The organism is Domibacillus sp. A3M-37, from assembly GCF_024213455.1.
Lineage (GTDB): Bacteria > Bacillota > Bacilli > Bacillales > Domibacillaceae > Domibacillus > Domibacillus tundrae.
This window is the reverse complement of record NZ_JANAVL010000013.1, coordinates 13,387-33,993: the sequence shown is the minus strand read 5'-3', so window position 1 is coordinate 33,993 and position 20,607 is coordinate 13,387. Positions and strand designations below refer to the sequence as shown.

The following is a 20,607-nucleotide window of genomic DNA, read 5'->3' as shown; positions in this document are numbered from 1 at the left end:
GAGTTTTATCCATTAACGCTGGTTTATGTCCCATTATAAAAGCGACTCAACGCCATCCACGTAGACGACAGAGCCTGTTACGTGGCTGGCGGCATCGCTTGCTAAGTAATGAACGAGATCCGCCACTTGTTCTGGCTGTCCGGAACCGCCGGCAAGCGGCTGATTGCCTTCTGGATAATGAATTGGAATTCGAATCTCCTTCAGCTTTTCTTCTTCCATATTCGTACTGTCGTCAATGTTTGTTTCAATTGCACCTGGACAGACTACATTTACCCGAATTTTAAATTGCGCAAGCTCCACTGCGGCCATTTTGCCAAGACCGACCTGACCAGCTTTTGTTGTGGCATAAGCGGAAAAGCCAAAATTTTTAAAGGTGCGCGTCCCGTTAATGGACGAGGTGATAATGATGCTGCCGCCCTGCTTTTTCAAATAAGGAATCGAATATTTTAATGTTAAAAAGGTGCCTGTTAAGTTTGTCATCATCACCGAATTCCAGTCATCCGGGTCCAAATGTTCAAGCGGCGTGAATGTTCCATTTTGCCCTGCATTTGCAAATACAATATCGATGCCTCCAAACTTCGCAGCGCCTTCTTGAATCGCTTTTTCCATTTGATCAGCATCTGATACATCAGCCGTTACATGCAATGCGCGATCTTTGCCGATCTCTTGGACAAGCTGATCTGAATCTTCCGGGCTCCGGTCTAATAAAATAACGTTCGCTCCCGCTTCTGCCATTTTAATGACGGCTGCCCGGCCAATTCCTGATCCTGCGCCTGTAATAAGAGCTGTTTTTCCCTTTAGTGATGTATTCATGTCAATTCTCCCCTTTCTTAATAACACAGACCGGTTCTGTCACCGACACACGCTGGCCCGTGAAAACAGGCAAGCCGTTTTCTTCAATTTTAAGCAGGCAGACTTCATTAGAATCTTGATACGCAATCACTAAATAAGGATCGTTTTCTAAAGCATAAAAACTACGTGGCGTCTTTCCATCTAGTTTTACGTGACGCGGCTTTGAGAGGCTGCCATCTACTCCAACATCAAAAACCGCCAGCCCATTCCACCCGCGAATTGTCGCGTATAAAAACTGCTGATCCGGGCTTAATTGCAAATCAGCCCCCGTATGTTCACCGCTGTAAGCAGACGGTAGTCCAGCAAATGTATCCAGATGCGTAATCGACCCTTGATCGCCCACCTTGTAAATCGAAACAGTTGAATCAAGCTCGTTCATCACATATACAATCGGCTTCTTTGGATGAAAAAGTGTCATTCGTGGTCCGGCGCCCGGTGCCGCCTTCACTTCTTTTATAATTTCCAGTGTGTCTTTATTGTAAACAGCAAGTGTGTCGGTGCCAAGATCGCAAACGAGCAAATGCTTGCCATCCGGAAAAGGGGTGATGGAGTGGACGTGCGGCGCATCCTGGCGTTCTTCATTTGGACCGCTTCCTTCATGTTTTGAAAAAGCCGTTTTCGCAAGTGTTTCGCCGCTCCGTTCATATTTCGTTACAGAACCTCCGTAATTTGCTGTCCATGCATATGTATCTTCAGCGTAAATGTGGCATGGAGCCATTTCCCCTGAATCAGCCGTTCCTTTTAATACAAGGCCGTCAGATTCAATGGCAAAAAGAGCCGCTTTCCCATCCATCGATTCAGACGCCGCATATAGATAACTGTCCGCCTCCGCCAAGAAAGATGGATTTTCCACGCCGCTGTAACGATTTTTAACCGCCAGTGTTTCGTTATCCGTATCAACAATCACCTTGTAAATACCCGGCTCTTCTTTTTTTGCATAACTGCCAATCCAGAGTGTGTGATTCACCAATAAATCCCTCCATTTACGTTTCGTTCTATTTTATCTTATTACCCCGTCTTTTCATTTTTCATACATGTCCGCCCTGATTTTGTTGCAGATACTTTTCTGCAAACGCTTTAAATTGGCGGGCCGCAGGTGATAACGGCACTTGTTTTTTCACGCCGATAGCCACTTTCCGAATGAGCAGATAATCATTAATTTCAATAAAAATGAGCGGCTCATGTGCGATTTCCGGTTTTTTTGGCAAAACGGAAATCCCAAGCCCGGCCGCGACAAACCCAGCAATGGTGGACACCTCCTCTCCTTCGAACGTAATGTCCGGTTCAAGTCCCATTTCTTCGCACATCACATCGAACATAAACCTGAGACCGAACCCTTTTTTAAACGAAATAAACGGCTCAGCCGCTGCTTCGCGAAACGAAATGTTTTTAAAACCTGCAAACGAATGCTGCATGGGCACGGTGACATAGAGCTGCTCTTCCCGGACGATTGTCCACTCAATATCCGGACGGTCATAAGGAGGCGCCGTAATGCATAAATCCGCCTGTCCTTCCTGCACTTTTTTCATATTCACTTCCCCGGCTCCCTGTGACAGCCCAAAGGAGACATTCGGAAACTGCTGCTTATATTCCGCGATCAAATTTGGCAGTACGTGCGGTCCGAATGTCGGCAAAAAAGCAATGGAGACATTTCCTTTATCAGGTGAAGCCATTTCTTGAACATCTTCCTTCGCTTCTTTCATCAGCTGAAGAATCTGCTTTGCTTTTTCAACAAATACCACTCCCGATGGTGTCAGCCGAATGTCTTTTTTGCCGCGTATAAAAAGCAGCGTACCGAGCTCTTCTTCTAATTTTATGATAGACCGGCTTAGTGCGGGCTGCGACACCGCTTTTTTTTTCGCTGCTTTCGTAAAATTTCGGGTTTCGGCGACAGCCACTGTATTTTCAATTTGATGCCATTCCATCCGATCTCCTCCATAACATAAATGCATGATAATGATGTTAATTATAAATTGGAATTATCATTTTTCAAAGCGTATAGTAAATGTATGAATTAGGAAGAAAGAAGGATAAAGATGTCTTTTATTGAAAAAGGAACAGATGAACAAAAAAAAGCCAGTTTCGCCCTTTTTTTAGGAGGCTTTGTCACATTTGCGACGTTGTATACGACACAGCCCCTTATGCCGCTTTTTTCAGAGCAGTTTGGCGTGTCTGCGTCAGCCGCAAGTCTCGCGCTTTCCTTATCAACTGGCATACTATCCATTGCCATGATTGTCGCTGGAGCCTTATCCGATGCCGATGCTTTTGGGAAAAAAAAATTGATGGCTGTTTCAATGTTTGCCGCTTCTATTATCGGTATTTTAACAGCACTCAGTCCAACGTTTTGGACATTGCTTGCTTTCCGGGCACTGCTTGGTATATTTTTGGCAGGGGTGCCTGCGATTGCGATGGCATATGTGTCAGAAGAATTTAATCCGAAAGCGATCGGCTCAGCAATGGGGCTTTATATTAGCGGTACGACAATCGGCGGTATGTCCGGCCGCATATTAACCGGATTATTGACTGACATATTTAATTGGCGCGCGGCACTCATTCTGATCGGCTGCATAGCGCTTGCTGCGAGCATCGTTTTTTTATTTACACTGCCGGAGCCTCGTCATTCCGCAAAAAAACAACCTTCTTTAAAAAAAATGATCATGACATACCGGATTCATTTTTACAATCGGCCGCTTTTAGCTGTTGTGTCATTTGGCTTTTTGTTAATGGGCAGCTTTGTTACGCTCTACAACTACATTGGTTTTCTCTTGAGCGAGCCCCCGTACTCGCTCAGCCAGACGCTCATCGGTTTTATTTTCATCGTTTTTTTAACAGGGACGTTCAGCGCGGTATATATGGGGAAAAAAGCTGATACGTACGGCAATCCGCTTATGCTGAAATGGTCGATCAGCATTATGGCTGCTGGAGCGATGCTGACTTTGCCTGCCGTACTTTTCATCAAAATCATTGGGATCGCGTTATTTACATTCGGTTTCTTCGCCGCTCATTCGATTGCAAGCACGTGGGTGGGTGATTATGCCGGCTTTAATAAAACACAGGCTTCATCTATCTATTTATTTCTTTACTACCTCGGCTCAAGCATCGTCGGTTCGTTCGGAGGCTGGTTTTGGACGCACTTTCATTGGGTCGGTGTCATCGGCTTGATTCTCTTGCTTCTTACCATCACCATCCCACTCATTTTCTATGCAGAGTGCCACCGGCCAGGTGTTTACTGCTCGCTAAAAAAACAAAAATGCTCAAGCGCTATGGATAGCGCTTGAGCATTTTTTAGTTATTTATTGTTTCATCTTCATCACTTAAATACATTAATTCTTCCATTGATAATTCATAAAGCTGACGGTCGCCATACTTAAAAATCCCCTGCGCCATAAGCCTTTCAATCCAAATCATTTGTTCATTTTCTGTCGTGTGCATGATGTACTTCCCCTTTTTTTCTTGTTGCCTTTAGTATATTCCCCGCATAAGTACTTTATGAAACATACTTTACGACAAATATTTACAAGAAAAAGAGATAATGATTTCCAGCCGCCACATTCGCCGGCTTCATTTTTACATTCACTCATGAAAAAGCAGAGGCGGCAGGTGTGCGGCGCAGACTCCAGTGGGACTAGCCGGCCAGGTGAGAGCGGCGGAAACGAGCTCAGCGTCTGCCCTATGGTGCGCGAAGCCGTGCGCCCGCTGCCATTTCGGCTCTCGTTAAAAGAAGCAAGCCAAAACGCTCCTCACACAAAAGAGACCGTAACAGTGGGTATGAAGCTAGTTTTTGTCAGGCAGGCCACTCTTTAGAGGGTGGATCGTTCACCCGAGTGGCAGAAGGCAAAATGATAAGGTCAACTTATATAGTTATCTTAATAATAAAATAATTCGGTCATTTTGTCTTGTTCTGTCGAAAGAAATTATCGTGACACTCAGCTTTTTTTATGATAGGCTTTAAAAAACTGAATATTCATACACTGGAGGTGCCCTTTAAAAGGGCTGAGATCAAAGTGATTGACTTTGGGATTCCTGGAACCTGATCCAGTTCATACTGGCGTAGGAAAGTGGCGAAGACGTTTATTACACCTGAACTGTATTCTTACAGCGCTGCTTTCCTTTTTGGAAGGCAGCGCTTTTTATTTTGTTTTTTTTAGGATTTAGGAGGTGAAGCAGGATGATTCACGCTGTAACAGATGGGGCTGGCCTGCCTTGGTACGTTCAAGAAACGATTCTTTTCATCTTTCAGAATGTTGACGCAGTCTGTCTCCGCGAAAAACAGCTGTCGGTTAAGGAATTATCGGTTAAAGTGGCAGAGCTCATCCAACAGGGCGTTCCACCCGAAAAATTGATTCTTCATTCAGCACCTGAACTGGCGCATTTTTTACCGGTGCGAGGCGTTCATTTTACGGAATTTGATAATCGGCTTGCACCATTTAAAAAAGCGAATTCAGACAAGCTTGCCGGTCAGTCTGTACACTCGGCCGCATCTGCTCAAAAAGCGGAAGCGGACGGAGCCGATTACCTTTATTTTGGTCATGTGTTTGCGACGAAATCCAAAAAAGGCCTGCCCGGCCGCGGTCTTGCCGCGCTGTCTGAGGTCGCTGGAGCCGTTTCGATTCCGGTTATTGCGATTGGCGGTATTCACGAGGGAAATATTTCGTCAGTTCGGCGGGCAGGCGCCTCTGGTTCCGCGATGATCTCTGCTTTTTTTAAATGAAAGGTGTGAATTGGTTCATGAACACATACGATTATTTGTTAATCGGCGGAGGGGTGATTGGCTGCTCCATCGCTTATCGGCTGGCCCAGGCGGGTTACGCGGTTGCACTTTTTGATTCCGGCACTGCTGGAAAAGCGTCTGTGGCGGCGGGCGGAATGCTTGGCGCTCAAAATGAATTTGAACGTGAAAATCCGCTCATGGAGATCGCGCTGGAGAGCCGGGATTTGTTCCCTGATTTGCGTGATGAATTGCTGGAAGAGTCCGGAATCGATATTGAATTTCGGAAAGCCGGCTTGCTGAAAGTTGCCGTATCTGTTGAAGACCGCCCGGCCCTTATGGCTCAACACCAATTTTTATCCCGAAAAGATTCATCTGTTTTGTGGCTGGAGCCAGACGAAGTGCCAAGTGCTGAACCAAAAATGACCGCCCATACAGCTGGCGCAATTTATTTGGAAAAAGACAATCAAGTAAAAGCACCGCTGCTCGCTCACGCCTTGCTGCAGGCTGCGGTTAATGCCGGTGTCCATGTTTATGAGCATTCCAAAGTTCAAGGTCTTCTGATCGAAAATGGACAAGCTTTTGGTGTAAAAACGGAGCTGGGTACTTTTTTTGCGGAACGAATCATCAATGCTGCTGGCGCATGGAGCTCTTCTCTTTTGACAGAAACAGGCTTTGCACCACCAGTGACTCCCGTTAAAGGAGAATGTGTCTCCGTCAAATTAAAAAACGATGCGCCAGTCAAAACAGTGTTTGCGGTCGACGGCTGCTATATCGTACCGAAACGAAACAACGAAATGCTGATCGGTGCCACGTCAACACCGGATTCATTTGATCCATCTGTCACAGCTGGCGGCATCCGGTCTTTGTTGAACCGGGCCGCATGTCTTTTGCCGATTTTAGACACGGGCACGATTGAACGGACTTGGTCTGGTGTGCGCCCACTGGCAGCGGATCACCTTCCCGTCATCGGTCCCCATCCCTTTATCGATGGGCTTTACTTATGCACCGGACATTATCGGAACGGCATTTTGCTCAGTCCTATTACCGGTGTCTTGATGGAAAAATATTTAAGCGGCTGCCCAAAAACAGCGGAGCGCCTTGCACCCTTTTCACCGGCGCGTTTTTTAAAAATAAAAGCGTAAGCACCCTGTTTAGCACCGTATGGACTGGAGCGATCCGTTCGAGATAAAGAAGATCAAAGGCTAGGAACGCGGCATCGTGCCGCAACGCCTTCGTGACCCACATCCTGTGGGCCCGCGATTCGATGTTGACTTATCGCAAGGAGGAAAGCGAAGTACACTAGGCGTTAGGGTGCTGGAGCTAGATATGAATAAACTCTTTTAAAAGTCGATCTCATTCTTGAAGTGACACTTTTCAATAGAAAAAAGGAGGCATCACCTGTATGAATATGATTGTAAATGGAAGAGAAGTCGATCTTCCGGAAAACGTCGCGACAGTTCGCGACCTGCTGGACCATTTTCAGTTGAATAAAGAACTTGCCATTGTGGAATTAAACCAATCGATTTTAGATAAAGCGACGCGGGATGATAAAAAACTGACGAATGGCGACCGTGTGGAAATTGTACAATTTGTAGGAGGCGGATAATATGTTGAAGATTGGACCTTACTCATTTAACTCGCGTTTACTGCTCGGAACCGGGAAATTTCCCGACTTTGATACGCAAAAAGCAGCGATTGAAGCATCTGAAACAGAAATTTTAACGTTTGCGGTGCGCCGGATGAACATGTTCGAACCAGATCAGCCGAATTTTTTAGAAAAAATCGATGTGAAAAAGTATACACTGCTGCCTAATACAGCAGGTGCCAAAACAGCGGAGGAAGCGGTCCGGATCGCCAAGCTTGCCAAAGCGTCCGGCTTATGTGACATGATTAAAGTAGAAGTGATCGGCTGTGATAAAACCCTTTTGCCTGACCCAGTTGAAACATTGCGGGCGTCTGAAATGCTTTTAGAAGAAGGGTTTATCGTGCTGCCGTATACATCCGATGACGTGCTGTTGGCAAAACGGCTTGAAGATCTCGGCTGCCATGCGATTATGCCGGGGGCGTCTCCGATCGGAACCGGGCTTGGCATTGTCAATCCGCTGAATATCCACTACATTATTGAACAGTCGAATGTGCCGGTTATCGTTGATGCGGGAATTGGCGTGCCGTCTGACGCGGCGAAAGCAATGGAACTTGGCGCGGATGGTGTCCTCTTGAATACAGCGGTTTCCGGTGCAAACAATCCGGTTAAAATGGCGGAAGCGATGAAGCATGCTGTACTGGCAGGACGGGGCGGCTTTGAAGCGGGACGTATCCCGAAAAAGCTTCATGCGAATGCGTCAAGCCCGCTTGAAGGGATGAGCGTGCTTTGACAGATCGTTATTCACGGCAAGTTCTGTTCCCCGGCATTGGCCGAAGCGGACAGGCCGCCTTGCAGAAAAAAAATGTTCTCATTATTGGTGCCGGCGCGCTCGGTGCAGCGAATGCGGAAATGATCGTCCGTGCCGGTATTGGCCGGGTCACGATTGTGGACAGAGACTATGTCGATTTTTCCAATTTGCATCGGCAAAATTTATACACGGAGCAGGATGCGATTGACAGAATGCCAAAAGCAGAAGCAGCGCGTAAAAGACTGACAGCAATCAATTCAAATGTGATTATTTCTGCATTTACACAAGACGTCGATGCCGCTTTTTTGGAACACATTATAATAGAAGAAAAAATCGATTTAATTATCGATGGTACAGATAATTTCGATATTCGATTTGTGATAAACGACGTCGCACAAAAATATCACGTGCCTTGGGTATACGGCGCATGTGTCGCATCCGGCGGTTTGTCGATGTTTGTTTTGCCTGGGAAAACACCGTGCCTGCACTGCTTAATGGACACAATGCCAGGGGCGGGAGCGACATGCGACACAGCCGGTATTATTTCGCCTGCTGTGCAAATGACCGCTTCCATCCAGACGACCGAAGCACTAAAATGGCTGACAGGCAGCACGGACACACTGCGCGGAACCATTTTTTCATTCGACTTATGGAAAAATCAATTTTCATCCGTTGACGTGCAGCGCATGAAAAAACCGGACTGTCCTTCCTGCGGAGCACATCCGATTTATCCGTTTTTATCGTACGAACATACAACAAAATTCGCCGTGCTGTGCGGCCGCGATACGGTACAGATCCGTCCCGCCGGCATTTCAAAACGCAATTTAGGTGAACTTGCTGAACACGTAAGGAATACAGCGGCCATTACCCATCAAAATGGCTTTTTGCTTTCGTTTCAACAGGAACCCTATACTGTTACTGCTTTTGGAGATGGACGCATATTTATTCAAGGCGTGTCTTCGATTGAAGAAAGCAAGAAAGTATATTATCACTATTTTCAGTAGCAGAAATGGCGGCACTGCCGTAAAGCCAATAAAATATATTCGTAATCGGCAGATAGCCCAACCGACATAACGGAACTTAGCAGCAGGCTGAATGCGTAACGGCGATGCCGAAATAACACTTGAATTTCTTCCATTTCACAAAGTTGAAAAATCACTGGCGTTCCTTAAATGAGAAATATGCTACACTAAAACAAACAGCCACGAAAGGAACCGTTAGAATGATAAAGCGATTTGTTTTCATCATCCCGATCATGGTGATCGTGTTTTCCGTTGCAACGTGGATGCTGAATAAAGACTATGCGATGATTGAACGCGACATCCGCCTGCTTATTTCCGCCGGCGCTGCCGTTTTGTCCGGCATAATTACCTTTTTCCTTATGAAAGGCGATGCCGAAAATTTAGCAGCCGCTCACCGGGACAGGCAGGAAAATAAAAAGAAGTGAAAAAACGCCCATCCGATTGGATAGGCGTTTTTTCATGCGCGTACCTCCCGTGGGTACGCTTTTATCAGCAGGAATCCATGAAACGCGGCCAGCATTTGCTGAAACAGCATACACACAACGACTGGCACCGCTGCTTGCGGCGGGAAAAAGTTGACGGCAATAACGGCACCGGCACTAATATTCCGCATCCCGCCTATGTACAGGAGCGTCACAATATTCTCTCTTGGCTGCCTGAATGCAATGGCGAGCCCCCACGAAATCAAATACCCGCACAATACGACGAATAAAATCGTCAGTAAAATCCGGATAAACTTCGCGTCAATGTCGCGAAAGTATGGAGCAATAACTGCGCTATTAATCACAATGACAACGGGGAGTGACAGCTTTGAAAATGGTGACAGTGCCTGACTGATCCGGCTTGCTTTTTCTGCTTTCAGCCACTCGTTAACGATCATGCCGAGCAACGATGGAAGGACAATCATCCAAAACAAACCGCTGACCATTGCCGGCACATCCATTTCCACTTTACTTCCTGCAAAAACTGACATGCTGAATGGAACGACAAGTGGCGAAAGCATCGTATCAATTAAAATGATCACAAGTGCAAGCGGCACACTTCCTTTATATATCGTCACCCAAATCACACTTGTGATGCCGGTCGGAATGACCAGTGCGAGCGTAAACCCGGTCACCGTCAGCGGGTCATCCGGAAACATAAAGTGACCAACTGTCCAGGCAAAAACCGGGGTAATCAAATGAAGAATCGCCAACGCTAAAAAGATAGGAAAAGGATGCGTCATTGTATGGTAAAACATGCGGAAATTTGAATTCAAGCTTCCGGTAAATGTCATAAAGGCAAACACCCACGGAACGATAATAACCCATAAATGAATGTATTCAGCCAAAAGAACACCGAAAAGTACGCTGAGTGGTGTCAAAATCGGCATCCACCTTGTTAAAAATAGATTAATTGCTTGAAGCATGTAAAAAGACTCCATTCTTTCTTTTTAGCCCTATTGTATCATTATGGCCGGACCGGCTGTATGTATTCTTGGGCACAGCAGCTATGCTAATCTATATCTGTTGATCGGCCGCCCAATGCCCCCGTACTGGATATCGATTTGTACTTTTCCACGTTTCTCTAAATAATCTAAATATCTTCGTACGGTAACTCTTGCGGCGCCGACCCCTTCCGCTACTTCTTCCGCCGAAACAGATTTATCTATTTGATTCAAATAAGAGATGATTTTTTGCAATGTCACTGCATTTAATCCTTTCGGCAAATTATCCAGATCCTCATCGCGTTCTTTTTGGAGTAGCAGTTCATCCAGTTCTCTTTGGCTGATCGTTCCATCATCACGCAGGCGATTCCGAAAGGACCGGTAATTTTCAAGCGCTTGCTTTATCCGTTCGAATTTAAACGGTTTCATAATATAATCAAATGCCCCTTGCTGGATGAATTGGCGCACTGTATGTATATCACTTGCAGCTGTTATGACAATGACATCTACTGGATGACTTTCTTTTCGCAGAAGATGCAATGTTTCAAGGCCATCCATCATAGGCATATATAAATCGATGATAACAAGGTCCGGTGACAAACGACGGATCTGTTCCATCCCTTCAATTCCATTTCCGGCAAGCCCAATGACCTCAAACCCATCCACTCTGTTAATAAATTCCTTATTCACTTCCTGAACCATCAGGTCATCTTCAACAAGCAGCACCTTAATCATCCTATCATCCACCTCTATTCTTTTTCATGATTCATCGGAAATACAAGCTGAAACGTCGTCCCTTCACCAGCAATTGACTCCATTTGAATGTCTCCGTTTCCTTTTTCAGCAATATCTTTGATTAAATACAGCCCTATACCTCTTCCTGTATCCGCTTTTGTGGAATACCCCTGCTGAAAAACAAATGGCTGATCTTTTTCTTTTATTCCCTCGCCATTGTCTTCTACTAAAATAGATAATACGTCATCTGTTTGCTGAATGCTGACATAAATTTGATTGTCTTCTCCTGGCTGTTTAAATGAATCAAATGCATTTTCTATTAAATTTCCAAGTGCCAAAACAAAATCATGATGATCCATATAAGGAGGAAATGCGTGCAAAGAGCTATGCCGGTCGATTGTTACTTGAACACCCAATTCTTTTCCACGGCTTACTTTACTCAGCAGCAATCCAGATACACTGTCATCCTGTATGCTTTTCGTTAAAAAGCGTGTTAGTTCTTCCTGCTCCTCTGATACTTGAAAAACATATTCAAGCGCTTTTTCACGGTTGCCAAGCTGAATCAAACCAGCGATCGTATGAAGTTTATTCATATGTTCATGATTTTGCACACGGAGTGCGCTGACAAAAGCTTTTACACCTGTCAGCTCTTCCGCAAGCTGCTTTACCTGCGTCCTGTCCTGGAAAACAGCAATCGCCCCTACTGTTGATCCTTCAATACGAATCGGGACGCGTGTTGAAAGGATGGCCCTGTTTCGAATATTCAGATCTTTGTTTAAAATCGGACGATCCAATGTTAAAATTTCCGGCAAATAAGTATCAGGAAGCACGTCTCTTATTTGCTTTCCGATCACATCTCCGTTAATAGCCAGCATCTCTTTTGCTTTATGATTAAAAATCGTGATTCGTTCAAACTTATCGATGGCGATAATTCCTTCGTGCATCGCATTAAAGGCTTCTGTCCGCTCCACAACAAGCTGCGCGATTTCATGCGGTTCAAGTGTAAACATTTGCCGCTTAATATTCCGCGCCATCATATAAGCTCCCCAGCATGAAATCAAAAGAGCAATTCCTGTTGTAATAAAAATTTCTCTTTTTAAAGACAGCAGCGTTTCCATAACCTGAGGCAGCTTATAACCCGCAATCACAACCCCCGCCTGATTGTGTGCCTCGTCCATAATCGGTACGAATGCACGGATCAGCGTTCCTTCTTCTCCCACACCTTTGGCTGTATACGCATGCTCTGCAAACGCCGGCCCCTCATCATCTCCTCCTGATATTTTGCCGATCTGACTTCTAACAGGATGCGTTAACCTGACACGATCCATGTTAAGGATAACAATATAATCCGCTTTATTGATGACCCTGAGCTCTTCAACGGCTTCTGCAGCTTCTTCGGCCACATTGCCCGAGGACGATAATTGATCAGACACACCTGGCAGTTCAGCTACCGTACGAGCCGTTAAAATAGCCCGTTCCCTCAGTTCGCTTTCCGTTGTCTCCAGATAGTTTCCCGTTAATACAATGCCAAGCACTAAGAATGAAAACATTAAAATAAAGATAATAAGTCCGGTTATTTTCCATTGGATCGGAACTCGCACCATTCATAACGCCGCCATTCTAAAAAATAATCAACCATTTCTATCATTTTACCACGTAAGCGAGAACAAGCACTCCGTCCAAAAAATGATATGATAAAAAGAAAGACTTTTAAACAGGTGACGCTTATGACAAAATATATTAGCTTCTGTCTTTTGACCCTTGCACTGCTTACCGGCTATTATTTTTATCAGTATAATGGATCTCAATCTCTCTCATATGATGACGAACAGGAAGAGCTCAAATCACATATTACCATCCGATTCTCTCATGTTGTCGCGGAAAACACGCCAAAAGGACTTGCTGCTCAAAAATTTGCTGAACTGGTCAGTGAAAAGACGAAAGGCCAAGTGGAAGTGGAGATTTATCAAAATGGGATTCTTTATTCAGATGATGATGAGTACGAAGCGCTTCAAAAAGGCGATGTTCAAATGATAGCGCCCTCATTCTCGAAGCTTATTGATACCGTGCCTGAATGGAAGGTACTTGATCTCCCGTTTATTTTCGAACGTGAAACTCAGGCGGAAGCCGTTTTTACAGGTCAAACAAGTGAGCAGCTTCTTTCTATGGTTACTGACCCGAAAGTAACAGGGTTAGGCTTTTGGAGCAACGGCTTTAAGCAAATGACCAGCAATGAAACTGCTTTGCTTGAGCCGGACGACTTTCAAGGACAAACATTTCGTGTTATGCCCGGACCCATTATTGCCGAGCAGTTCCGCCTCTTAAAAGCAAATACGCTCGTGATGTCTTTTAATGAAGTGTATCAAGTACTTGAAACGAAAAAAATTGATGGGCAGGAAAACACGCTTTCCAATATTTATTCCAATAGACTGTATAAAGTGCAGCAGCATTTGACGATCAGCAATCATGGATATCTCGGGTATGCCGTTATGGTAAATGAGGAATTCTGGGAGAGCCTGCCCGACGACATTCAGAAAAAAATTCGACAAGCGATGATTGAAACAACAAAATGGAATATGAAAGAGTCTGTTCACATGAATGCACAGCAGCTTCAGGAAATCCAAAAAAATTCTCCTATTCAGATCCACTACTTAACAGAACAACAAAAACAAAAATGGCTGCAAACATTTCAGCCGCTTTATCAAAAAGCAGAAAATGAAGTTGGAAATAAATTAATAAAACAAATTCAATTTCCATCTGATGAGGAACGCTAAAAAGCGTTCTTTTTTTTGACCATAAAGACCAAAAAAACCATTATCACCAAAAATATTTATTTCGTAAATAGTCTGTTAATATTTCAATCAAGGTCATGAAACCGCTATCAATTAATAAATAAGGAGGTTTTCAGATGCGTAAAGCACTAAATAATTTAACCGTTCGTGTCATTATAGGGATTCTTTTAGGTATTGCAGTCGGATTTGCCTTTCCGGCTTTTGGAGAAGATCTGAAAGTACTGGCTGATATTTTTATTAAAATGATCAAAATGGTCATTGCCCCAATTATTTTCCTTACTGTCGTCATTGGAATCGGCAGCATGGGGGATTTGAAAAAAGTTGGACGGATTGGCGGTAAAGCGCTCCTTTACTTTGAAATTGTCACAACATTCGCACTTGCTATTGGTATTTTAGTCGTTAATATTCTTCAACCTGGTGCAGGATTTAATACGAGTTCTGTTGAAGGCGGAGATATTTCAGAATATACAAAAGGCGCTGAAGAATCGAGCCACGGATTAATGGAATTTGTTCTCGGCGTTGTTCCAGATAACGCAATGGCGGCACTTGCAGGCGGCGACTTGCTTCCTATTTTGTTCTTTGCCATTTTCTTCGGACTTGCTCTTGCTTCTCTTGGAGAGCGCGGAAAACCGGTTGTCGACTTATTTGAGCGTTTAGCTGATATTTTCTTTGGCATTGTAAACATGATCATGAAAGTGTCTCCTGTTGCCGCATTCGGCGCAATGGCGTACACAATCGGAAAGTTTGGTCTTGGGTCACTCGTATCACTTGGCCAGTTAATGCTTGGCGTCTACATTACATGTGCCCTTTTTGTTATCGTGATTCTGGGCAGTATTGCCAAGCTTTTTGGCTTCAACATTTTCAAATTTATCGCGTTCATTAAAGAAGAAATCTTGCTTGTTTTGGGAACATCATCTTCAGAATCAGCACTTCCAAAATTGATGAAAAAGCTTGAAGACTATGGATGTTCAAAACCTGTTGTGGGACTTGTTGTGCCAACCGGCTATTCCTTTAACCTTGATGGAACGTCTATTTATCTTTCAATGGCCGCGATCTTCATTGCCCAGGCTTATGGGATAGATTTAACAATCTGGCAGGAACTTACGCTGTTGGGCGTTCTTATGCTGACATCTAAAGGAGCAGCAGGTGTTACCGGTTCCGGATTTATCACACTTGCAGCAACACTGGCGGCTTTCCCGATGATTCCTGTTGAAGGAATTGCCCTTCTTCTTGGGGTAGACCGGTTTATGTCAGAAGCACGCGCCATTACAAACTTGATTGGAAACGGCGTGGCAACTGTTGTTATTGCTAAAGTAGAAAAAGAGTTTACCCCCCCTGCCGATCTTAAAGTGACGAAATCAAAAATGGCGAATTAACTTAAACACTTTATCGTCTTGAAAAAGCAGTGAAAGAAACGAAAAGCGATATTCGCTTTTCGTTTCTTTATTTTGTGTACTCCAGAAGCCAGCAATTATGATGTTTCCCTTCATGCCACTCATGTTCAGGCAGCAGCTTCACTTTTTCAAAACCGCACTTTTCGTAGCAGCGAATCGCTCGGACATTCCATTCCTGCGGGTCCATAACTACTTTTTGTGCCTGTTTTGTTTTCACAAGATGTTCAACGACTGATTTCACAAGCACTTTCCCGATGCCTTTATTCCAATAGTCGACTTCTCCGATCAGCTGATCCGTGCCGTAAACAATGTCACTTGTTCCATAGCCGTACAATTCACGGTCTTCTGCGCTCAATGGGTAATATTGAATGTAACCGATCTCATTTCTATCAAACTCAATAATGCCCCGCACCATACCTTCTTCTTCCGTGTAAAATTCTTTTTTTACTTTTTCAAGATCAAATGCGTTGTCCCGTCCTTCATAAAATTCCAGTACGACAGGATCTGACAGCCATTTAACAAGCAGATTCTCGTCTTTTTGTTCCAGCGGTCTTACTTTTAATTTCCCTTTTTGAAACAGCATCCCTATCATCCTCCTGTTTCTTTTACACTTAATTTAAAAATACCTAATATTCAGATAAAAGTAAATCAAACTATCACAATTTCTTTGTTTGTTAAAAGAGATAATGAAAGGACAAACAATCTTTGTCATCGTTTATCGGCTTTCGACCGCTGTTCACGCGTATCAAATCATTGGTCTTGAACATGGTGAAACAACCAGCACTGGCACACATTAATTTATTTCATTCCCATCCTATTTGCCGTGAACTGGCCCAAAAACAGAATTTGCAAGAATCCATGCATTCATTCTCCTGTCTGCCTGCTGCAGGAAGGTTTTTCTTTTTCTCTTATTCTTGTATAATAATAAGGAAGAAGTCTTCCGGTCAGGAGTTGTCATTCGATGATCTTTTTTCGCAAACTCTTTTTCAAAGCGATCCATATGAGCAACTGGACCCTCTTTTTCGCCACGTGTTCACTCATTTTGTTCAGCAGTTTTTTCATGTACTACATCGAACCAGAAACGTTTGTATCGCCTTTTGAAGGATTATGGTGGACGATGACAACAGTTGTCACAGTTGGGTACGGGGATGTGTCGCCGGCCACGGTGCCTGGGAAGCTATTCGCGATGCTTCTGTATATTTTTGGAATTGGGCTGATGACCGTGCTGATTGGTAAAATTATTGATGCATTGAGTATGCGGAAACGGATGAAGGAGGAAGGACTGTTGACAATTACACGTGAACAGCACATTATTCTCATTAACTGGACAAGCCGTGCGCGCATTACACTGACGGAATTGCTCGAAACATTTCCCGATGTGCACGCAGTTATCATTGATGAAGCTGTGGAAAAAATCCCTTTTTTACACGAACGAGTTGATTTTGTGAAAGGAGCCCCGGCTTCTGAGCAAACGCTAAAGCAAGCGAATTTTTTAAAAGTGAAATCAATCATGATTTTCTCGCCGGATCACGCTTTGAATGCATCAACAGCTGATGGGCTGACACTTTTGATTGCATCCGGCATCGAAGCCGCTGCACAAAAATATGGCCGGAACGTGTACACAATTTGCGAAGTGGCCGACTCCACCCATTTAAATGCATTTTCGCACGCAAATGTAGAGGAATTTATTACACCGAATGATACGGCTGCCCATTTAGCCGCCCGCTCGATTTTATTTAACGGTTCAAGCGAAATTATCCGACAGCTGACGTGTCACGACGGATACGATCTTTATCATATTGACAACAAAGCCGGCTGGCAGACATACCGCGATGCGAAACGGGTGCTTGATGAAAAAGGCATTCTTCTCGTCGCCAATCATCATGATTTTTCCATTATGGGAAAACTCGATGACCCGATTCCAAAAAATGCCCGGCTTTTTATTATTTGTGATGAAAAAGCCTACAGCAAGCTTTAAACAGGAGCATTTTCCCGCTGTGCTAAACTGTCTTATCAGCGCCGCCATACTGCCCGCGTAAAGCAGCTTTAATGGCGGCGTTTTTACTGATATATGCTGAATCAATGCATTGAAAAGGTGCCGCATCTTTAAGCGATTCGAATTTTCTGAGCCACTTTGATTCCGCACGTCTCTTCTAAAATATTCATATCCAGTAATTATTATATTCAATACAAAAAAATTCAAAAAAATGGCTGACGGTCGAATTCTTTCTTTTTTTTACTGTCATGGATAAAAATCCGGCCAATAAATAAAGCTTGCCCAAGAAGTGTTTCGTCACTTTTCAGGCAAGCTTTTTTCACCGCGCAGACGGCGGCATCATTTCTTCAATTTTTTTCATTTTATGCTCCCAGCAGGACGGGCTTAAATCGACCGGGTATTGTTCCGGATTGATCGGCCGTTTATATTCGTCCCATAAAACCGACAAGCCTTGTTCCACATGCTGCCGGATGTCCGCGAGCGGCGGCTGTGTATAAACCAATTTCCCATCTGCAAAAATGTCCACATGCAGGTCAACGGCTGTAAAATCAGTCACGAATTTGCTGATATACGTATGAATAGGATGGAACATTTTCAGCTTTTCCTGTTCCCGCGGATTTTCTTCCTGCAGGGCGATGTAGTCCCCTTCTGCTTTTCCATTCGCATTGTTAATAATACGGTAGACATTCTTTTTCCCCGGGGTCGTCACTTTCTCCGGATTGCCGGAAATTTTAATGGTATCGACCATATCGCCCTGTTCATTTTCAATGGCAACCAGCTTAAACACTGCTCCAAGTGCCGGCTGGTCAAATGCGGTAATGAGTTTTGTACCGATGCCCCAGACGGTGATTTTTGCGCCTTGTGCGTTCAAGCTCATAATGGTTTCTTCATCAAGATCATTGGATGCGATGATCTGCGCATCTGGAAATCCTGCTTCATCAAGCATCACACGGGCTTTTTTAGATAAATATGCAAGGTCACCACTGTCGAGACGAATGCCGACAAAATTTATTTCATCCCCAAATTCTTTGGCGACACGAATCGCATTCGGCACACCGGACCGAAGCGTGTCATATGTATCCACAAGAAATACACAATCTTTATGCGTCTCGGCATATTTTGTAAACGCAACATATTCGTCCTGATAAGCCTGTACCATCGCATGGGCATGCGTGCCGGATACGGGAATGCCAAACAGTTTCCCTGCACGGACGTTGCTCGTGCCGGCAAACCCGGTCAAGTAAGCGGCCCGCGCTCCCCAAATGGCTGCTTCAGTTTCCTGTGCCCGTCTTGTACCAAACTCAAGCGCCGTTCCACTCCCGACGACTTGCATCATACGCGACGCTTTCGTCGCAATAAGCGTTTGATAATTGACGACATTTAGCAGAAGCGTTTCTAACAGCTGTGCCTGAGCAAGCGGCGCTTCAATACGCATTATCGGCTCATTGCCGAAGACGGTTTCCCCTTCACGCATCGAGCGAATAGTACCTGTAAATGTCATTTCTTTTAAAAATGCTAAATAATCTTCCCCGTAGCCGAGTTCTCGCAAATAATCAATATCACTATTTGTAAAGCCGAATTTTTCAACAAGGGAAATGACCCGTTCCAGACCGGCAAACACACCATACCCGTTTCCAAACGGCAGCCGCCGGAAATACAAGTCAAAAACAGCATTGCGGTCGTGAATGCCATCACGCCAGTACGTTTCTGCCATATTAATTTGATACAAATCAGTGTGCAACATTAAGCTGTCGTCTTGATGTTTCGTCATTCTTCATTTCCCCCCTTTGGCCCCAAGCGTATTCACGAAATGGCTGAGTGCCCATTCGTGCCCTGCTTCATTAAACGATGCGACCGCTTTTTCATAAACGACAATATCATATCCTTTATTATACGCATCAACTGCTGTATGCAAAATGCAAATATCAGTACACACACCCACAAGATGCACTTCTGTAATTTCACGCGTCCGCAGTTTCATGTCGAGGTCCGTTCCGGCAAACGCCGAATAACGGGTTTTATCCATGTAATAAACGTTTTCACGTGTTTTATTTTCCTCATACACAGATTGAAGCTTCCCGTACAAATCGCGCCCTTTAGTGGCACGAATATTATGAGGTGGAAACAGCTTTGTTTCAGGGTGGTACGGATCTTTTTCGTCATGCACATCAATCGCAAACACAACATAATCGCCGTTTTCAATAAACTGTTCTGTCAACCTCACAATTTCTCTTTCAAGCACTTGGCCAGGCTTGCCGCACGTCAATTTCCCGTCATCGGCAACAAAATCATACGTATAATCGATATTTAGCAATGCTTTCATAAAACATCCGCCTTTCTTATCCGTAAATGGATTCGATTACTTCAATGTCGTTAAATGTGTACAAGCGGGACGGCCGATATGAATGCCGCGTCGTTTTTTTCGGCTGTCCGGCTTCATCAAGCGCCAGCTCCAGAAACGGGAGCTTCGGCGTTCGGGAAAAAAAACCCGGGTCAGACGCGATTTTTGCATCATTTGTGACAGTCAGGAGCACCCGCTGCAATTCTGACAGTGTAAATTCAGCCGGTAAAAAGTTTTTCGCCATCGTCGTCCGCAGCATATCTGATTGAATAAGAACGAGTGCATCGTTGACAATTTGCCGATGGTCAAATGCAAGATCCAAGTTCAGCACATCTTCTATTGGAAACAGCTGAACGTCCGCCGCATCATCCGAAGCCGTCCGGTTAAGAAGAGCTGCTTCCGGTACAATGGCATAAAAAGCATTGGAAATAATCCAGCCGCGCGGGTCGCGTCCCGGTGTATCATACATACCGAAATGACGAATATGCAGCCCTTTAACGCCGGTTTCTTCCGCCAGTTCCCGTGCTGCTGCTTCGATTCCCTTTTCATTGGGCTGTATAAATCCGCCGGGGATCGCCCACTTTTCTGCTTCAATATTAGGGTTTCCTTCCCTGTCTTTTGCGGCCCGCTGAATAAGCATCATATGCAGCTTCATATCCGGCGGCGCTTTTTCTTCTTTTTTTTCAGACAAAATTGTAAAAACAGCGATATCCGCAGTGTATCCGTCGGGTGTTCGGTATTTCGAGGAGTCATATTGATTCATTTTATCCCCTCTTTTCTAATTACTAATTTTATAATTACTAATTATATCGACTGCTTGTTTATTTTGCAAGAAAAAACCGGCTTTATCCAGCCGGTTTTTCTGAATTATTTTTATATTCCCCCTGCTCAATCTAAGCAAACGATATTATTTATTCCCAGTGCCAATGCTTTTCCCGCTCATTC

General features: G+C 44.4%; 21 protein-coding genes and 1 riboswitch. Of the genes, 10 read left to right on the top strand and 11 right to left on the bottom strand.

The annotated features are described in order from the left end of the window. Positions 1 to 33 precede the first annotated feature (33 nt). The 3 genes from NLX67_RS16620 to NLX67_RS16610 all read right to left on the bottom strand — a co-directional run bounded on the left by NLX67_RS16620 (position 34) and on the right by NLX67_RS16610 (position 2,777). Positions 34 to 813 carry an SDR family oxidoreductase gene (locus NLX67_RS16620; protein ID WP_046181154.1) on the bottom strand — a complete coding sequence of 260 codons (780 nt, stop codon included), beginning with the start codon at positions 811 to 813 and terminating at the stop codon, positions 34 to 36. A 1-nt stretch (position 814) separates the two neighbouring features. Further along, positions 815 to 1,819 (bottom strand): lactonase family protein, encoded by a 1,005-nt coding sequence (locus tag NLX67_RS16615; RefSeq protein WP_254312630.1) that lies wholly within the window; start codon positions 1,817 to 1,819, stop codon positions 815 to 817. Positions 1,820 to 1,880: 61 nt separating this feature from the next. Continuing rightward, on the bottom strand, positions 1,881 to 2,777 hold the full coding sequence (locus NLX67_RS16610; RefSeq protein WP_254312629.1) for a LysR family transcriptional regulator: 897 nt from the start codon (positions 2,775 to 2,777) through the stop codon (positions 1,881 to 1,883). A gap of 111 nt (positions 2,778 to 2,888) precedes the next feature. Here NLX67_RS16610 and NLX67_RS16605 point away from each other — a divergent pair, with 111 nt between their 5' ends. Further along, on the top strand, positions 2,889 to 4,130 hold the full coding sequence (locus tag NLX67_RS16605; RefSeq protein ID WP_254312628.1) for an MFS transporter: 1,242 nt from the start codon (positions 2,889 to 2,891) through the stop codon (positions 4,128 to 4,130). Between the two features lie 7 nt (positions 4,131 to 4,137). Here NLX67_RS16605 and NLX67_RS16600 read toward each other — a convergent pair whose 3' ends face one another. Continuing rightward, positions 4,138 to 4,284, bottom strand: coding sequence for a Fur-regulated basic protein FbpA (locus NLX67_RS16600; RefSeq protein ID WP_082091619.1), 147 nt, complete (start codon positions 4,282 to 4,284; stop codon positions 4,138 to 4,140). A 531-nt stretch (positions 4,285 to 4,815) separates the two neighbouring features. Further along, positions 4,816 to 4,926, top strand: a riboswitch (TPP riboswitch). A gap of 94 nt (positions 4,927 to 5,020) precedes the next feature. On the opposite strand from NLX67_RS16600, the gene NLX67_RS16595 reads away from it, so the two are divergent. The 6 genes from NLX67_RS16595 to NLX67_RS16570 all read left to right on the top strand — a co-directional run bounded on the left by NLX67_RS16595 (position 5,021) and on the right by NLX67_RS16570 (position 9,403). Then, positions 5,021 to 5,563 carry a thiamine phosphate synthase gene (locus NLX67_RS16595; RefSeq protein ID WP_254312627.1) on the top strand — a complete coding sequence of 181 codons (543 nt, stop codon included), beginning with the start codon at positions 5,021 to 5,023 and terminating at the stop codon, positions 5,561 to 5,563. 17 nt (positions 5,564 to 5,580) lie between these two features. Continuing rightward, the gene (gene thiO, locus NLX67_RS16590) at positions 5,581 to 6,705 is read left to right on the top strand and encodes a glycine oxidase ThiO (protein ID WP_254312626.1); all 1,125 of its coding nucleotides are present in this window, start codon (positions 5,581 to 5,583) and stop codon (positions 6,703 to 6,705) included. 260 nt (positions 6,706 to 6,965) lie between these two features. Beyond that, positions 6,966 to 7,169 carry a sulfur carrier protein ThiS gene (gene thiS / locus NLX67_RS16585; RefSeq protein WP_046181148.1) on the top strand — a complete coding sequence of 68 codons (204 nt, stop codon included), beginning with the start codon at positions 6,966 to 6,968 and terminating at the stop codon, positions 7,167 to 7,169. Between the two features lies 1 nt (position 7,170). After that, positions 7,171 to 7,938: a thiazole synthase gene (locus NLX67_RS16580; RefSeq protein WP_254312625.1), complete on the top strand. Its 768-nt coding sequence runs from the start codon at positions 7,171 to 7,173 to the stop codon at positions 7,936 to 7,938. Continuing rightward, the gene (locus tag NLX67_RS16575; RefSeq protein WP_254312624.1) at positions 7,935 to 8,960 is read left to right on the top strand and encodes a ThiF family adenylyltransferase; all 1,026 of its coding nucleotides are present in this window, start codon (positions 7,935 to 7,937) and stop codon (positions 8,958 to 8,960) included. The genes NLX67_RS16580 and NLX67_RS16575 overlap by 4 nt, the downstream gene beginning before the upstream one ends. A 218-nt stretch (positions 8,961 to 9,178) precedes the next feature. Beyond that, positions 9,179 to 9,403 (top strand): hypothetical protein, encoded by a 225-nt coding sequence (locus tag NLX67_RS16570; RefSeq protein ID WP_046181144.1) that lies wholly within the window; start codon positions 9,179 to 9,181, stop codon positions 9,401 to 9,403. A 32-nt stretch (positions 9,404 to 9,435) separates the two neighbouring features. Here NLX67_RS16570 and NLX67_RS16565 read toward each other — a convergent pair whose 3' ends face one another. From NLX67_RS16565 to NLX67_RS16555, 3 genes are all read right to left on the bottom strand, one after another. After that, the gene (locus tag NLX67_RS16565; RefSeq protein ID WP_254312623.1) at positions 9,436 to 10,386 is read right to left on the bottom strand and encodes a bile acid:sodium symporter family protein; all 951 of its coding nucleotides are present in this window, start codon (positions 10,384 to 10,386) and stop codon (positions 9,436 to 9,438) included. Positions 10,387 to 10,467: 81 nt separating this feature from the next. Continuing rightward, the gene (locus NLX67_RS16560; protein WP_254312622.1) at positions 10,468 to 11,139 is read right to left on the bottom strand and encodes a response regulator; all 672 of its coding nucleotides are present in this window, start codon (positions 11,137 to 11,139) and stop codon (positions 10,468 to 10,470) included. Positions 11,140 to 11,153: 14 nt separating this feature from the next. Beyond that, a complete protein-coding gene (locus tag NLX67_RS16555; protein WP_046181141.1) occupies positions 11,154 to 12,743 on the bottom strand; it encodes an ATP-binding protein in 1,590 nt (529 codons plus the stop codon). 123 nt (positions 12,744 to 12,866) lie between these two features. Here NLX67_RS16555 and NLX67_RS16550 point away from each other — a divergent pair, with 123 nt between their 5' ends. Beyond that, positions 12,867 to 13,913, top strand: a complete 1,047-nt coding sequence (locus NLX67_RS16550) for a DctP family TRAP transporter solute-binding subunit (protein WP_254312621.1) — start codon at positions 12,867 to 12,869, stop codon at positions 13,911 to 13,913. Between the two features lie 134 nt (positions 13,914 to 14,047). Next, positions 14,048 to 15,307, top strand: coding sequence for a dicarboxylate/amino acid:cation symporter (locus tag NLX67_RS16545; RefSeq protein WP_046181139.1), 1,260 nt, complete (start codon positions 14,048 to 14,050; stop codon positions 15,305 to 15,307). 67 nt (positions 15,308 to 15,374) lie between these two features. On the opposite strand, the gene NLX67_RS16540 is transcribed toward NLX67_RS16545, so the two are convergent. Next, positions 15,375 to 15,908, bottom strand: a complete 534-nt coding sequence (locus NLX67_RS16540; RefSeq protein ID WP_254312620.1) for a GNAT family N-acetyltransferase — start codon at positions 15,906 to 15,908, stop codon at positions 15,375 to 15,377. Positions 15,909 to 16,286: 378 nt separating this feature from the next. Here NLX67_RS16540 and NLX67_RS16535 point away from each other — a divergent pair, with 378 nt between their 5' ends. Next, positions 16,287 to 17,303 carry a potassium channel family protein gene (locus tag NLX67_RS16535; RefSeq protein WP_256519943.1) on the top strand — a complete coding sequence of 339 codons (1,017 nt, stop codon included), beginning with the start codon at positions 16,287 to 16,289 and terminating at the stop codon, positions 17,301 to 17,303. 337 nt (positions 17,304 to 17,640) lie between these two features. Here NLX67_RS16535 and NLX67_RS16530 read toward each other — a convergent pair whose 3' ends face one another. From NLX67_RS16530 to NLX67_RS16520, 3 genes are read right to left on the bottom strand one after another with little or no spacing between them, the layout of a single operon-like run. Then, entirely contained in the window at positions 17,641 to 19,092 is a 1,452-nt protein-coding gene (locus NLX67_RS16530) for a nicotinate phosphoribosyltransferase (protein ID WP_254312618.1), read from the bottom strand. Positions 19,093 to 19,095: 3 nt separating this feature from the next. Next, on the bottom strand, positions 19,096 to 19,644 hold the full coding sequence (locus NLX67_RS16525; RefSeq protein ID WP_254312617.1) for a cysteine hydrolase family protein: 549 nt from the start codon (positions 19,642 to 19,644) through the stop codon (positions 19,096 to 19,098). 16 nt (positions 19,645 to 19,660) lie between these two features. Continuing rightward, positions 19,661 to 20,425 carry an NUDIX domain-containing protein gene (locus tag NLX67_RS16520; RefSeq protein WP_254312616.1) on the bottom strand — a complete coding sequence of 255 codons (765 nt, stop codon included), beginning with the start codon at positions 20,423 to 20,425 and terminating at the stop codon, positions 19,661 to 19,663. Positions 20,426 to 20,607: the final 182 nt, after the last annotated feature.